At 72.6% G+C, this 13,392-nt stretch carries 11 protein-coding genes and 1 pseudogene; 6 read left to right on the top strand and 6 right to left on the bottom strand.

Annotated features, from left to right (window positions below):
* Window positions 1-121: 121 nt before the first annotated feature.
* Window positions 122-916 carry a VOC family protein gene (locus ACO1BR_RS06910; protein WP_426794115.1) on the bottom strand — a complete coding sequence of 265 codons (795 nt, stop codon included), beginning with the start codon at window positions 914-916 and terminating at the stop codon, window positions 122-124.
* Between the two features lie 205 nt (window positions 917-1,121).
* Here ACO1BR_RS06910 and ACO1BR_RS06905 point away from each other — a divergent pair, with 205 nt between their 5' ends.
* From ACO1BR_RS06905 to ACO1BR_RS06895, 3 genes are all read left to right on the top strand, one after another.
* Complete coding sequence (locus ACO1BR_RS06905; RefSeq protein WP_426794114.1) at window positions 1,122-3,548, top strand: SpoIIE family protein phosphatase; 2,427 nt, start codon at window positions 1,122-1,124, stop codon at window positions 3,546-3,548.
* Between the two features lie 109 nt (window positions 3,549-3,657).
* Window positions 3,658-3,849 carry a hypothetical protein gene (locus tag ACO1BR_RS06900; protein ID WP_159505168.1) on the top strand — a complete coding sequence of 64 codons (192 nt, stop codon included), beginning with the start codon at window positions 3,658-3,660 and terminating at the stop codon, window positions 3,847-3,849.
* 102 nt (window positions 3,850-3,951) lie between these two features.
* Window positions 3,952-4,458, top strand: a complete 507-nt coding sequence (locus ACO1BR_RS06895) for a DinB family protein (RefSeq protein WP_426794113.1) — start codon at window positions 3,952-3,954, stop codon at window positions 4,456-4,458.
* A 25-nt stretch (window positions 4,459-4,483) separates the two neighbouring features.
* Here ACO1BR_RS06895 and ACO1BR_RS06890 read toward each other — a convergent pair whose 3' ends face one another.
* From ACO1BR_RS06890 to ACO1BR_RS06875, 4 genes are all read right to left on the bottom strand, one after another.
* Window positions 4,484-5,371: a GNAT family N-acetyltransferase gene (locus tag ACO1BR_RS06890; protein ID WP_426794112.1), complete on the bottom strand. Its 888-nt coding sequence runs from the start codon at window positions 5,369-5,371 to the stop codon at window positions 4,484-4,486.
* 34 nt (window positions 5,372-5,405) lie between these two features.
* Entirely contained in the window at window positions 5,406-6,857 is a 1,452-nt protein-coding gene (locus ACO1BR_RS06885; protein WP_426794111.1) for an amino acid permease, read from the bottom strand.
* A 161-nt stretch (window positions 6,858-7,018) separates the two neighbouring features.
* Entirely contained in the window at window positions 7,019-7,975 is a 957-nt protein-coding gene (locus ACO1BR_RS06880; protein WP_426794110.1) for a hypothetical protein, read from the bottom strand.
* A gap of 218 nt (window positions 7,976-8,193) precedes the next feature.
* Window positions 8,194-9,624 carry an MFS transporter gene (locus ACO1BR_RS06875; protein ID WP_426794109.1) on the bottom strand — a complete coding sequence of 477 codons (1,431 nt, stop codon included), beginning with the start codon at window positions 9,622-9,624 and terminating at the stop codon, window positions 8,194-8,196.
* Between the two features lie 94 nt (window positions 9,625-9,718).
* Between ACO1BR_RS06875 and ACO1BR_RS06870 the strand changes: the two are divergent.
* Window positions 9,719-9,943 (top strand): annotated as a pseudogene (locus ACO1BR_RS06870) (CGNR zinc finger domain-containing protein); the annotation flags it as partial.
* Window positions 9,944-10,518: 575 nt separating this feature from the next.
* Complete coding sequence (locus tag ACO1BR_RS06865; RefSeq protein ID WP_426794108.1) at window positions 10,519-10,911, top strand: winged helix-turn-helix domain-containing protein; 393 nt, start codon at window positions 10,519-10,521, stop codon at window positions 10,909-10,911.
* 124 nt (window positions 10,912-11,035) lie between these two features.
* On the opposite strand, the gene ACO1BR_RS06860 is transcribed toward ACO1BR_RS06865, so the two are convergent.
* A complete protein-coding gene (locus ACO1BR_RS06860; RefSeq protein WP_426794107.1) occupies window positions 11,036-12,775 on the bottom strand; it encodes a hydrogenase maturation protein in 1,740 nt (579 codons plus the stop codon).
* A gap of 400 nt (window positions 12,776-13,175) precedes the next feature.
* On the opposite strand from ACO1BR_RS06860, the gene ACO1BR_RS06855 reads away from it, so the two are divergent.
* A complete protein-coding gene (locus tag ACO1BR_RS06855) occupies window positions 13,176-13,331 on the top strand; it encodes a hypothetical protein (protein ID WP_426794106.1) in 156 nt (51 codons plus the stop codon).
* The last annotated feature ends 61 nt before the right edge of the window (window positions 13,332-13,392 follow it).

The following is a 13,392-nucleotide window of genomic DNA, read 5'->3' as shown; positions in this document are numbered from 1 at the left end:
CTCCCCCGGGACGGCCCCCCAAGTGCCCGGTGGTGTCCGCGGAGTTCCGGGTGCCGGGTCCGGTGCCGGGTTCCGGCGCCGGGTTCCCGTGCCGGGCTCCGGGCGTCGGGTTCCCCTTCCCTCAGACCGGAACCTGCACGGGGGACGTCACCGTGAACAGGCCGCCGTCGGGGTCGCGGATCAACGCCTGGCTGCCCGTGCCGTCCCGTGTGGCGGTCACCGGCGTGGCGGTCCCGCCGGCGGCCACCGCCGCATCACGCACCGCCCCGATGTCCCGCACCCGGAAGTGCACATGCCACTGCGGGCGCACCCGGGGGTCCGGCGCCGCCTCGACAGCGCCGCCGCGCAGCAGCGCGACGGTGTGCGTGCCGTCGTGGACGACCACCTGGTCGTGCTCGTACGTCACCTGGCAGCCGCCGGACCGCTCGGCCGCCCAGTCGAAGACCTCCGCGTAGAAGATGGCGGCGGCGAACGCGTCCCGGGTGCGCAGCTCCAGGACCGCCGGCGCGCTGCCCAGGCCCACGGACCAGGCCGCGGTCCGGCCCTCCCAGAAGCCGAAGGCGGCACCGTCCCGGTCCGCGCCGAGGGCGGCCCGCCCGGGTCCGAGCTTCAGGGGCCCGACCGCCACGGTGCCGCCGCGCTCCCGGATCCGCGCGGCGGTGTCGTCGGCGTTCTCCACGGCGAAGTACGCGGTCCAGGCCACCGCGACCTGGAAACTGGGCGTCAGCGCGCCCATTCCGGCGACCGGTTCCCCGTCCAGCAGCGCGACCGAGAACTCCTCCCCCAGGCTGGCCGGCCGGAACCGCCAGCCCAGCACGGTGCCGTAGAACGCCTGCGCGGCCGGCAGATCGCGGGTCATCAGGCTCACCCAGCAGGGCGCGCCGCGTACCGGAGTGGTGGAGCGTGAGGACGGCATGGCCATCTGCCTCCAGCTGCTCGGTGCTGCCCGACCGGCCGGCGTGTCGTCGGGCCGGCGCCCCTCCCCACTGTGCCAGCGACCCGCCCGGCCCGCACCAAGGGACGGCCGCGGCCCGGTGGTCCCCCGCTCGGGGCAGGGCCGGTTGTGCCGGTCCGGCCCCGGCTCGATGCTTGAAGGTACGGAACCGGGCTGGACAGATGCCATGAACACATGGAACGCGGCGGAGAGCGCCGACTTCCGTGGTCCCCTCGACGTCACCAGGGCGGCCACCGCGGTTCTGGACGCCCGGGGTCGGGTCATCGGGTGGAGCCCGGCCGCCCGGGAATTGCTGGGCTATGCGCCGCAGGACATCGTCGGGCGGCCGCTGGCGACGTTCCTGCCGTCCGGGTCGCCGGGGGTGGCCGGCGAGCCGTCGTCGCTGCCGGGGCGGGACATCGAGGTCCGCACGGCGCGGCACGCGGACGGCCGGGCACTGCCGGTGGCGATCACGGTGTGCGCGCTGCACGACGTCCCGCCGGCCGCCGCGGCCGCCGCCGACGGGGCGCGGCCGGCCCGGGTGCTGGTGGCGGCGGCACTGGAGAACCTGCGGAAGTGGGAGTCGCGGCAGGCGATGCTGCACGGGCTGGCCACCCGGTCGCCGGTGGGGCTGGCGATCTACGACGGCGATCTGCGGCTGACGTGGTTCAACTCCTCGTACGGGCGGGAGATCGGGCTGCCCCTGTGGCAGTTGATCGGCAAGCGGGCGGACGAGCTGTATCCGGGCGAGTTCGTGACGGAGGGGTATCCGCAGGGGCTGGACGAGGTGATGCGCCATGTGCTGGCGACCGGTGAGGCGATCGTCGACCTGCACTTCGTGGGCGAGCAGCCGACCGACCCGGGGACCGAGCACGTGTGGTCCTGCTCGTACTACCGACTGCAGGATCCGGACGGCCGGGTGCTGGGGGTGTGCGAGGACTCCTTCGACATCACCGACCGCTATCGGGCGCAGCGCCGGCTGAACCTCCTGGTGGAGGCCGGCAGCCGGATCGGCACCACGCTCGACATGACCGTCACCGCGCGCGAGGTCGCCGAGGTCGCGGTGCCGGTGTTCGCCGACGAGGTGACCGTCGACCTGGTGCGGTCCGTGCTGGCAGGCGGGGACCCGGAGCCGGGTGAGAGCGGGGTGCCGGCGCTGGTGCGGGTGGCGGCCCGTTCCGTGGCCGACCGGCCGGACGAGCCGCCGCGTGCGCCGTACCCGGTGGTGTACCGGCCGGGCACGCTCCAGTACCGGAGTCTGTCCTCAGGCGGGATGATCCGCGACGAGCGGACCATGGTCGTACCGCTGCGGACCGGCGGGCGGCAGATGGGGCTGGTCACCTTCTCCCGCGGCACGCACCCCGCGGCCTTCGACCGCGGCGAGATCGACCTCGCCGACGAGCTGGTCCTGCGCACCGCGGTGTCGCTGGACAACGCCCGCCGCTTCGCCCGGGAGCACGCCGCGGCCCTGACCCTCCAGCGCAATCTGCTGCCGCAGCGCCTGCCCGCCCAGTCGGCGGTCGACATGGCCTACCGCTATCTGCCGAGCGACGACCGGGCCGGGGTCGGCGGCGACTGGTTCGACGTCATCGGCCTGTCCGGGACCCGGGTCGGCCTGGTGGTGGGAGACGTGGTCGGCCACGGCCTCCAGGCGGCGGCCACGATGGGGCGGCTGCGGACGACCGTACGGGCGCTGGCGCGGCTGGACCTGGCGCCGGACGAACTCCTCGGCCGGCTGGACGACCTGGTGGGGCAGACTCCGGAGGAGCGCGCGGCCGGGGACGCCGCGGAGCCCGGCCCGGACGACATGGCGACCGGGGTGACCTGCCTGTACGCGGTGTACGACCCGGTGTCGCGGCGCTGCACGATGGCGCGCGCGGGGCATCCGCCGCCGGCGGTGGTGGCCCCCGACGGCCGGGTGACCTTCCCGGATCTGCCGGCCGGACCGCCGCTCGGGCTGGGCGGCCTGCCGTTCGAGTGCTGGGAGACCGAGCTGCCGGTGGGCAGTCTGCTCGCCCTGTTCACCGACGGGCTGCTCCAGACCCGCGACCGGGACTTCGACGCGGGCCTGGGCCTCCTCGGCGGGGTGCTGCGGGAGAACCGGCGGCCGCTGGAGGAGCTGTGCGACCGGACGCTGGCGGAGCTGCTGCCGGGCGGGGCGGCGCCGGACGACGCGGCGCTGCTGCTGGTGCGCACCCGGGAGCTGGACGCCCGGCAGGTGGCCGCCTGGGAGCTACCCGCCGAGCCGGCCGCGGTGGGCACGGCCCGGGAGCTGGCCACCCGGCAGCTGCGGGAGTGGGGCCTTGCGGAGCTGTCGTACGCCACCGAGCTGGTGGTCAGCGAGCTGGTCACCAACGCGGTGCGGCACGCGTCGGGGCCGGTGCATCTGCGGCTGCTGCGCGATCTGACGCTGCTGACGGAGGTGTCGGACACCGCCCACACCGCTCCGCATCTGCGGCACAGCGCGAGCGACGACGAGGGCGGGCGGGGGCTGTTCATCGTGGCCCGGCTGGTCCAGCGCTGGGGCACGCGGTACACGCCGTTCGGCAAGACGATCTGGACCGAGCAGGAGTTTCCGCCCGGGTACCCGGGGGCACCGCGGCCGGGGGGCTGACCGGCGGCGGCCGGCGGCCCCGCGCACGCCGTGCGGGTCCTGGGAGCCCGCCCCATGATGGAACCAGCGAGGTCCCGGCGACTCGGCGGGCGCGGACAGAGGAGGACCTGTGACGACCAATGGCGGCAAGACCCCGGCCGAGCGGCGGCCGGCCGAGCTGTACACCGGTAGCGAGCGGCCCTTCGACGCGGAGGATCTGGTGCGGGCGTCCGGGCGGGAGCCGACGCCGCAGAGCCTGGAGTGGGCCCAGCGCCTGATCGACGAGAAGGGGCGCGCCGCCATCGAGCGGTACCTCCCCTGACTGCGGCGCCGCGGCGGACCGTCCACGGAGGGGCCCGGGCGCCGGCCGCCGCTCGGCGGCCGGCGGTTCCGGCGCGTCCGCCCGCCGCTACGCTCGTCTCCCATGACCACCGAACGCATCGATCCGCCCCGGCTCGCCGGTGAGCGGGAGACTCTGCGGGCCTATCTCGACTTCCACCGCGCCACCCTCGCCATGAAGACCGACGGCCTCACCGACGAGCAGTTGCGCAGCCGCTCGATGCCCCCGTCGACGCTCACGCTGCTCGGCCTGGTGCGGCACCTGGCCGAGGTCGAACGGACCTGGTTCCGCCGGGTGATCAACGGGGAGGACATCCCGCTCGTCTGGTCCGCCGAGGGCGACTACCAGGTGGCGTACGACGCGAGCGGGGCCACCCGTGCCGAGGCGTTCGAAGCCTGGCAGACCGAGGTGGCCCACGCCCGCCGCATCGAACAGGCGGCGGCCTCGCTCGACGTGACCGCCTACCAGCCCAGGTGGGGCGAGGAGGTCTCGCTCCGCCTGGTGATGCTGCACATGATTCACGAGTACGCCCGGCACAACGGCCACGCCGACTTCCTGCGGGAGGGCGTCGACGGGGTCGTGGGCGCCTGAGCGGGCGCAGGTCCCGGCTTCTGCCCTAACCCAGTTCCAGACTCGTCACGCCGAAGGTGCGCTCCTCGTCCGCCGCCGGGACCCGCCCGGTGTACATCCGCACGGTGTACGACCTGGGGGTCAGACCGCGGGCGGTGGCGAGGGCGAGGGCGTCGCCGCGGGGTTCGGGGATGTCCATGCTGACCTCGTCGGACGGGTCGAGCGGGGCGATGAGCGCGTCGAAGAGCGCTTCGGCGACCCGGGGCGTGTCGGCGAAGAGCGGGCCGATGCGGTAGCCGGACCGGGCGGGCCGGATCACTCCGTAGCCGGCGACCGCGCCGTCCCGCAGGAAGACCCGGGCGGTGTGGCCGTCGGCCGTCAGCCAGCGGGCGACGAAGCCGCGCCGGTCGGCGGGGAAGCAGCGGCGGTCGTAGGCGGCGACGGCGTCGAGGTGGGCGGCGGTGACCGGTACGACCTCCGGCGGGGTCGCGCCGGAGGGGGTGGGCCGGCCGGTGTAGCGGAGGGTGTCGTGGGCGGGGGTGAACCCGGCGCGCCGGTAGGTGGCGTGCTGGGCGGGGACCGCGTCCAGGCCGACCGTGCGACCGGCGGCGTGCGGGACGGCGGCGCGCCAGGTGGTCAGGCCGTGGCCCTCGCCGCGGTGGCCGGGGGCGACGAGGTAGTAGCCCAGGAAGGCGTAGCGGTCCGAGTAGTTGACGACGGAGACGGCCGAGAGGGTCTGCCCGTCGCGGCGGCCGAGGAAGAAACCGTCGGGGTCGGTCGGGTGGAAGCAGGCGATGTCGCCGCGGCCGGGGTTCCAGCCTTCGTCGGCGGTCCACTGCACCACGTCGTGCCAGAGGTCCAACGGGGCTGGGGTGACGGTGAGTTCACCCGGTGTCCGCGGGGGCGGCTGCGGGGTGTCGCTGAGCGGTCGCATGTGGGGTGCGTCCCTTCTGGTGGGGTGCTGGGGGTCAGATCAGGTCCATGGCCGCGACTTCGTCGGGGCTGCCGTAGCTGACCGGGCCCTGGAACCGGCGGCGGGCGGTGGCGAACCACCAGACGGTGGCGATCAGCAGGACCACTGCCAGCGCGATCGGGGCGTAGTTGAAGGATTCCGGGGTGACCGGGTACGCCTGCGGGAGCATGAAGAGCACGTTGCTGACGACGATCCAGAGGACCGCGACGGCGGCGACGGGCTTGCCGTAGCGGCCCAGGTTCCACGGTCCGGCCTGGAAGTCGTTCAGCCGCAGCCGCAGGAAGATGGGCACGCCGTAGGCGAGGAAGAGCCCGACGACGTTGACGCTGACGACCGCCGTGAAGGCGGTGTGCGACCACCAGCCGGGCACCACCAGGACCAGCGGGCAGGCCGCGGCGAGCCAGACGGCCTTGACGGGGGTGCGGGTGCGCGCGGAGACCGAATGCCACCAACGGGAGCCGGGCATCGCGCCGTCGCGGGAGAAGGCGAAGATCTGCCGGGTATTGCTGGTCATGTTGGCGAGTCCGCAGAACAGCATGGCGCCGATAACGATCAGCAGCAGGAACTTCGCGGTGTGCACGCCGAGTGCGTCGACGAGAATCTGCACCGGCGGGGCGTCCGCCTTCGCGTCGTGGTCATAGTCGCGGATGGCGTACACCAGAGCGAGCATGAGGATGAGGCCGGTGATCGCGGAGTAGGCGATCGCACGCATGATGCCGCGCGGCGCGTTGACGGTCGCCTTCACCGTTTCTTCGGACATGTGGAAGCTGCCGTCGAAACCGGTGAACGTCCAGCTGGTGACCAGCAGTCCGAGCATTCCGCCGTAAATGGCGTTGGTGAAGCCGGTGTTGTTGGCGAAGTGCAGGGCGAACGACGGGGATTGATGGTGCGTCGGAATGAGCGCCAGCGCGCCGACGATCACCACCATGCCGACCAACAGCCACCACACCGAAATCCGGTTCAGTACGGCGACCAGCCGCACGGTGTAGGTGTTGGCCAGGGCTTGCACCAGCAAAATGGCCGCGGTGATGGCCACCGTCTGCGGTGCGGTGGGCGCGTAGGACGGCCACTGCATGGCGATGAACGCCTGGATGAAGGTGGCCGCGGCGAAGTTGGTGGCGGCGGTGCCGCCGACCTGGCCGACGAAGTTGAGCCAGCCCGTGTACCAGGACCAGGCGCCCTGGTGCCGCTTGGCGAGCTTGCCGGCCGAGAAGTAGAGCGCACCGCTGGTCGGGTACGCGGAGGCGATCTCGCCCATCGCGGCACCCACGAACAGCACCATGACCGAGACGCCGATCCAGCCCAAGACCAGAATGCGCGGACCGCCGGCGCCCATACCGAAGCCGAAGGACGAGAAGATGCCCGAGATGATGTTGATGATCGTGAACGAGATGGCGAAATTGTCGAACGCGCGGAATCTCCGGGTGAGTTTCCGCGGATATCCCATGGCGTGCAGCGTCGCATCATCGTCGAGAGCGACAGGATCCGCGTTGTGGGGGATTTTCGAGCGGTTTTTCGCGCGAGTTGGGGACGAGGTACGCTCGGGCACTACCGCAACCTTTCTGGTGGGGGATATTCGACGGATCGTCGAAACAGTCGGTCGGCGCGTCACATAGCGTGCGGAACGGGGAGACCGCAGGATCGGCGGGCTTTGGTGAGCTGTTCTTCGGGATCACCGAAGACACTCCAGGGCATGCGGGAGGCATAGCACCCCATGGTGGTGAGGACTTCCCGGGCCTCGAATTCGTGTTTCGCCATGTAGAGCGCATGGGCCAGATAGGCGAGATCGAGCACCGGGGTGAAGCGGTAACCGGCCACCTGCGGAAACCAGTTGTGGTAGATCCCCATGGCGGTGGTGATCCACTGCGGCTGTTCCCAGGTGCGGTCCGCCAGCAGGGCGTCGGGGTTGTAGTCCTCGACCAGCGCCACCAGTGGCAGCAGCCGGAGCGGCGAGGACGCGGCGGCCCGCTGGCTCAGGAAGGCGGCGACGTCCCAGCTCGCACTGGAGGAGCCGCCGTGGCGGGTGAAGAAGAACGCGAGGAAGCGGTGGTGCGCCTCGCGGTGCCACGGGTCGAGCCGGAGGATGTGCGCGAAGAGGTACCAGGGGCCCATCGGCGAGGTCAACAGCCCTTTGGGAGCGGGATCCTGCTGCCGTTCGAGCCGGGCCAGGGCGAGCTGCGCGACCCAGGGGGTGGGGTCCTCGGGCGCCGATTTCGCGGCGCGCTCGCAGGCCGTCTGCGCTATCCGTACCAGGGCGCCCGCCCGCCGGTCACCGGCGTCGGCCATACGCAGCGCCCGGAGCATCGCCACCCGGGCCCATAAAAGGGCCGCTTCCGGACCGGGTTCTTCGTCGAGCCAGCGCTCGGCCAGATCGGAGTCGGCCGCCACGGACGCCAGCACCAGCGAACGGTGGGCCCGTACCTCGAAATCCCGGCGGGCCTCCTTGAGCACCTCGTGGGCGCTGAAGTACCGCCCGGCCCGGACGTCCATACAGGCGCGCGCCAGCGCCCGGTCATTGGCCGCCGGGCTCCACACATAGTGCCCCTCGAAAGAGTCGGCCGGCATGTTCCCCTCCCGGTCCACGCAGGCACCTCGCGGCTTCCGCGCATTCCGCCCGCGCCGAATTCGGCTGGACCGCCACCGCTGGTCGAACGGCGGCGGCCCACACCCTACTCATTTCCTCCTCATTTCGAAAACACTCGCCTGGAATATCTGGTTCCGCACCTTTTTGCCGCTATGAGATTGAAAGGCAAACCACCACCGCGCACAGGGGATTGGCATATTCACTCCGCCCCGCACACCACACAGGCCACCAGTCCCCCGGCCGCCCCGATCGCGCCCGCCACGAGGAACACCGCACCCAGCCCGTCCGCGTACGCCGCCGCCGAGGCGCCCGCACCGGTCCCCGGCACCGAGCCGTGGAAGACGGTGCCCAACAGCGCGACGCCCAGCGCCAGTCCGAGCTGCCGGGCGCTGTTGGCCGCCGCGGCGGCGACACCGGTGTGCGCCGGCGGGGCGGAGGCCATCGCGACCGCCGGCAGCACGGGCGACACCAGCCCCGCGCCGACGCCGGTGACCACGAGCCCCGGCAGCAACACCGGCCAGGAGGAGCCCGGTTGGGCCACCGGCAGCAGCGCCAGATCGCCGAGGCCGACGAGCAGGGTGCCGCCCCCGATGCTCCACCGGGCGGGCATCCGGTGCAGCGCGCCACCGGCCAGTGCGGCGGTGGCGAAGAAGGCGAGCGGCTGCACGGTGATGACGAGCGAGGTGGCGAAGGAGCTGAGCCCGACGCCGTTCTGGAGCCAGAGCGAGAGCACCGGCAGGAAGGCGAACGCGGCGAGGTAGTAGGCGCCGGACGCGAGCAGCAGCCCGTCGAACGCGGGCTTGCGGAACAGCGCGAGGGGAATCATCGGATGCGCCGACGCCCGCTCGACGACGGCGAACGCGATCAGCAGCACCGCACCGAGCCCGAACCCGAGCAGTGTCGCCGCGTCACCCCACCCGGCCTCGCCGCCGCGCACGAAACCGAAGGTGATCCCGGTCGCGGCGAGGGTGAAGGTGGCGATTCCCGGCCAGTCGACCGGGGCCGGCGTACCGGCGCGGTCGGCCGGCACCCTGGTGGCCAGCCAGAGGGCGACGGCGCAGAGCGGCAGCGCGCCGTAGAAGATCCACTGCCAGGACAGGAGTTGGGTGAGGATGCCGCCGGCGACGTTGCCGACGCCCGCCGCCGCCCCGGCGACCGCGCCCCAGACGGCGAACGCGCGGGCCCGGTCCCGTCCTTCATAGGCCAGGCCGATCAGCGGGACGAGGGTGGCGAACATCGCCGCGCCCGCGATGCCCTGCACCGCCCGTGCGGCGATGAGGAGTTGAACGTTCCCGGCCAGCGCGCAGCCGAGGGTGGCGGCGGTGAAGACGGCGAGCCCGAGAACGTGGAGGCGCTTGCGGCCGAGCACGTCCCCCAGGGATCCCATGCCCAGGAGCAGCCCGGCGAGGGCGAGCGTGTAGACGTCGACGATCCATTGCAGGGCGCCGAAGCCCGCCCGCAGATCGCCGGCCATCCGGGGCAGCGCCACGGTCACGATCGTCGTGTACACCAGCAGCAGAAAGGTGCTGAGGCAGGCGGCCACGAGGGGCAGCCACTTCCCCCTGACGGGGCGGAGGGTGTCGGGGCGGGCGTGGGTAACAGGCGCCCGGCCGGCCAGGTGTGAGTCCATGGCCCCACCCTGAGGTAATGCCCTTATCCCGCTGAACCCTTACGGGGAGGACGCGGTCCGCCATGTGACCGAGCTCACCACCATCCCGCCCGACCGCGAGGACGGCCGGAGCCGCGGCGGGGTGCCGCGAGCAGTGGGCAGCGTCGGTACCGCACCGCATCCGACCGGCCTGGGGATGCACCGGCTCGGCCGCTGCGCACTGGCCGAATGCGGCCACGCTGACGCGGACTTCAGCCGCGCCGGTCGGCAGCGCCACGACTCCCCCACCTGCGCCAACCGCGACGCGGTACGCCGGCACCGCGCCCGCGCCGGAGGCTAAGAGCCGGATAAGTAAAGGGTGTTCGTTAAACCAATTCACCGGACCGGCCACGACCCGGTGCACCACATCGCCGCCCGGCGCGAAGCTCCACAAACATGAAATCGGCTCAAGAGCAACCGTAATTAGCGGAAGCTACTATCCGGAAGCGCGCGATCACATGTAGCGTTCGTTCGGACCGGAGCCGTGACTTCGCATCACGTCATGGCTGAACACGGGCATGGGTGCACTCGTTCTCCCGAGCAGGTTGGGAGCGATTGCCCCGATGGGTGCACCCGCATCACGAGTGCCGGCGCCCCGGCCCGGCACCGTGCGTGGGCTGCGCCGCGGTCGCTGCGCAGCAGAACAGCACCCCGAACGTCGAGCACCGCCATGTCTGTCCGAACACGCCTGCTTTGCAAGAGGAATGGGCCCAGATCATGTTTTTGAACTCCTCGACGACCCCCCTTGCGTTGCGACTGGAGGCCGACTTCAGCCGGCCGGCATTGGCCGGCGCCGGTGAAGGCCCGCCCCTGGCGGTCGATCGGCTTCCCGACGGCAAGTGGCAGCTCACCTTGCACGATTTGGAGCCTGTATCGATGCACCGACCGACCTCGGACGAGCTCCGCATCATCCTCGCACCACCCTGCGAGGCGCCGCCCGGCCGGGCCGCGGTCGGCGCGCCCGCCCGGGCCCGCGCCGACCGGCCGGATCCGATCCAGATCGACGAGGCCGCCCGGACGGTCTCCATCGACGGACGGCAACTGAACGTCCCCCGGCTGGAATTCGACCTGCTCGCCCACCTGGTCCTGCACCCGCAGCGGGCGTTCACCCGTCAGCAGCTGATGGACGCGGTCTGGCCGGACTGCCAGTCCAGCGCCCGCACCGTCGACGTCCATATCGCCCGGCTGCGCCGGCGGCTCGGACCGCGCCGCCGCAAGTCCATCAGCACGGTCTTCGGCATCGGGTACAAGTACCTGCCGATGCCGTGAAGCGACGGCGCCGGGTGTCCGGGCCGGTGGCCGACGGGAAGGTCGGCCACGGGCCCGCTGACGCCGCGTCAGCCGACCGGCAGTGGACGTGCCTGCCGCGAGGCGCCGGCCGGCCCCGGACGTCTCACCTCACGCCCTGCCGAAACGTTTCGGCCAATGTCCCGGCGGCCACCGCGTTCAGGTGGGCCGGGGTGCCGACCGGGGCCTCCTTGCGGACGAAGGCACGCCGCAGGGCGTGGTACGGCTCCTCGGGGTCGAAGAAGGTCCGGCGCATGCGGGTCAGTTCGTGGTCCCGATAGGCGGCGAGCGGGCGCCGCACCTCGTCCCGCTCCCGGTCGGCCTTCTTGGCGGCGATCCGCGCCTGGCTGGCGGGCGCCGCGGCCAGCCGGCGGGCGAGTCCCGCGGTGCGGTCGGCGAAGTCCTCCGGGGCGCAGTCGATGACCCGGTCGACCAGCCCGAGCCGCTGCCCGCTCGCGGCGCTGACCGGCAGGGCCCGCGCCATGAGGTGGTCCGCGGTCTCGGCCCCGACCCTGCCGGGCAGGGTGTATGTCCAGTACTCCGAGCCGTAGAGCCCCATCAGCCGGTAGTGCGGGTTGAGGACGACCGCGGAGCGGCACCACACCTCGTCGGCGGCGAGCGCCAGCATCGCCCCGCCGGCCGCCGCGTTGCCGCCGAGCGCGGCGACCACCAGCCGGTCGGTGGTGGTCAGGACGGCGTGCACCAGGTCGTCGATGGCGTTGATGTTGGCCCAGGACTCCGCGGCGGGGTCGGCGGCGGCCTCGATGACGTTGAGGTGGATGCCGTTGGAGAAGAAGTCCCGCCGGCCGCCGAGGACCAGGAGGGACGTCGGCCGGGTGCGGGCGTACTCGTAGGCGGCGAGCAGCCGCCGGCAGTGGTCGGTGCTCATCGCGCCACCGGGGAAGGAGAAGCGCAGGAATCCGGCCGGTCCGTCCTCGTGGTAGCGGATGTCGGTCCAGGTGCGGGTGCCTTCGGCGGGCTCCAGGGGGGCGGGCACCTCGGGCAGCGGCGGGAGGCGGTCGCCGAGCGCCATGGTGGCGGGCAGTTTGAAGGTGGCCGGCTCCCCCGGGGTGCGCGGCGGGCGGAGTTCGGGGATCCAGACGGCGCCGTCGGCGGTCGCCCGGCAGACGGCGCCGTGGCGGGTGGCGATCAGGTCGCCGGGCCGCCCGGTCAGGGTGTGCTCGGGGTGGCCGCCGTGCAGGAACCAGGTCTCGCCGAGCAGTTCGTCCCGTACGCCGGGCTGTGAGTCGGCGGCGCGGAGGGTACGGACCACGGTGGCGGTCGGGTCGGTGGACCAGTCGATGCGGCGGGTGTCCTGGCGCAGTGGGGGCCGGGGGCGGCCGATGACGCGCTCGGCCGCCAGGGCGTGCTGGGGCTGCGGGCGGTGGCCGCCGGACGCGAAGCGGTCGACGGCGGTCAGCAGGGCCGCCATCGCCGCGTCCGCGATCTCGTTGCGGTAGAGATCGCTCTTGCCCACGCCGGGGACGGGGCAGTTGGCCGTCGCCCAGACATCGCCGGCATCCATCTCGTCGTTGGCCTGGAGGACGGTGACGCCCCACTGTTCCGCGCCGAGGTGCACCGCCCAGTCCACCGAGGAGGGGCCGCGGTCGCCGAGCGGGCCGGGGTGCACGATCAGGCAGGGGTGGGCGGACCACACCTCCCGGGGGATGGCCGTCTTGAGCATCGGGGCCACGACCAGCTCGGGCGCGTGCCGCGGTACGACCTCGGCGAGCGGGGTCCCGCGGGTGACCAGCTCGACGGCGACGCGGTGTCCGCGGTCGGTGAGTTCGGCGTAGGCGCGCTGCGTCAGGCTGTTGAACGCGCCCGCGATGAGCAGAATGCGCACGGCGGACTCCCGGTGGGGTGGACGGTTCGGTCGGCGGACGGTCGTGATCGTTCCCCGTGCGCGGCCGGGAGGCTTCGGACCCGCTGGGCAGGTCACCCGAACGAACTCGAATAAACCCGAACGAACCCGATCGGAACCGGTCATCGGTGGCCGTGGCGCGCAATACGACGATGTGGCCCACCCGTCCAGTTGACCGCCCGTCAGAAAGTTCCACAGCCGATCATCTCGACGGAATCCCGCCAAAGTTGGCGCGCCCCGCCCCCTTCCCAGCCGCGCGACATTGCCCACCGTTGACATTGACTTGGCATGCCTTTTACCTTCGGTGGTGGCGGCATCGGCGCAGGTCGTCCGCGTGGCACCGGTCGCCGCCTCCCCTTCCCCACATCCTTCGGAGGTTCCCGTGGAGCAGCTCATCAAGAAGATGGCCCAGGACGACGTCTGGCAGAGCTGGACAGCCGCCAATTCCGCCCGGCAGGCGGCGAAGGACGGCTGTATCAGCGCTGCCCCCAAGTCCGGTTGCATCAGCGCGGCGCCCAAGGCCGGCTGCATTTCCTGAAGCCGGCCCCGGCGGCCCGGCGGCCCGTGGCGGTCCGGCGGCGACTCCCCCCGCCGCCGGG

It is taken from the genome of Streptomyces sp. YGL11-2 (genome assembly GCF_050054615.1).
In the GTDB taxonomy this organism is placed as follows: Bacteria; Actinomycetota; Actinomycetes; order Streptomycetales; family Streptomycetaceae; genus Streptomyces.
This window is presented reverse-complemented; position numbering and strand designations above follow the sequence as displayed.

Excerpts from the sequence above, each read along its gene's own strand:
- ACO1BR_RS06885 (WP_426794111.1), bottom strand. The coding sequence starts at position 6,857 with ATGGGATATCCGCGGAAACTCACCCGGAGATTCCGCGCGTTCGACAAT.
- ACO1BR_RS06895 (WP_426794113.1), top strand. The coding sequence starts at position 3,952 with ATGACCACCGAACGCATCGATCCGCCCCGGCTCGCCGGTGAGCGGGAG.
- ACO1BR_RS06910 (WP_426794115.1), bottom strand. The coding sequence starts at position 916 with ATGCCGTCCTCACGCTCCACCACTCCGGTACGCGGCGCGCCCTGCTGG.
- ACO1BR_RS06880 (WP_426794110.1), bottom strand. The coding sequence starts at position 7,975 with ATGCCGGCCGACTCTTTCGAGGGGCACTATGTGTGGAGCCCGGCGGCC.
- ACO1BR_RS06905 (WP_426794114.1), top strand. The coding sequence starts at position 1,122 with ATGAACACATGGAACGCGGCGGAGAGCGCCGACTTCCGTGGTCCCCTC.
- ACO1BR_RS06865 (WP_426794108.1), top strand. The coding sequence starts at position 10,519 with ATGCACCGACCGACCTCGGACGAGCTCCGCATCATCCTCGCACCACCC.
- ACO1BR_RS06890 (WP_426794112.1), bottom strand. The coding sequence starts at position 5,371 with ATGCGACCGCTCAGCGACACCCCGCAGCCGCCCCCGCGGACACCGGGT.
- ACO1BR_RS06875 (WP_426794109.1), bottom strand. The coding sequence starts at position 9,624 with ATGGACTCACACCTGGCCGGCCGGGCGCCTGTTACCCACGCCCGCCCC.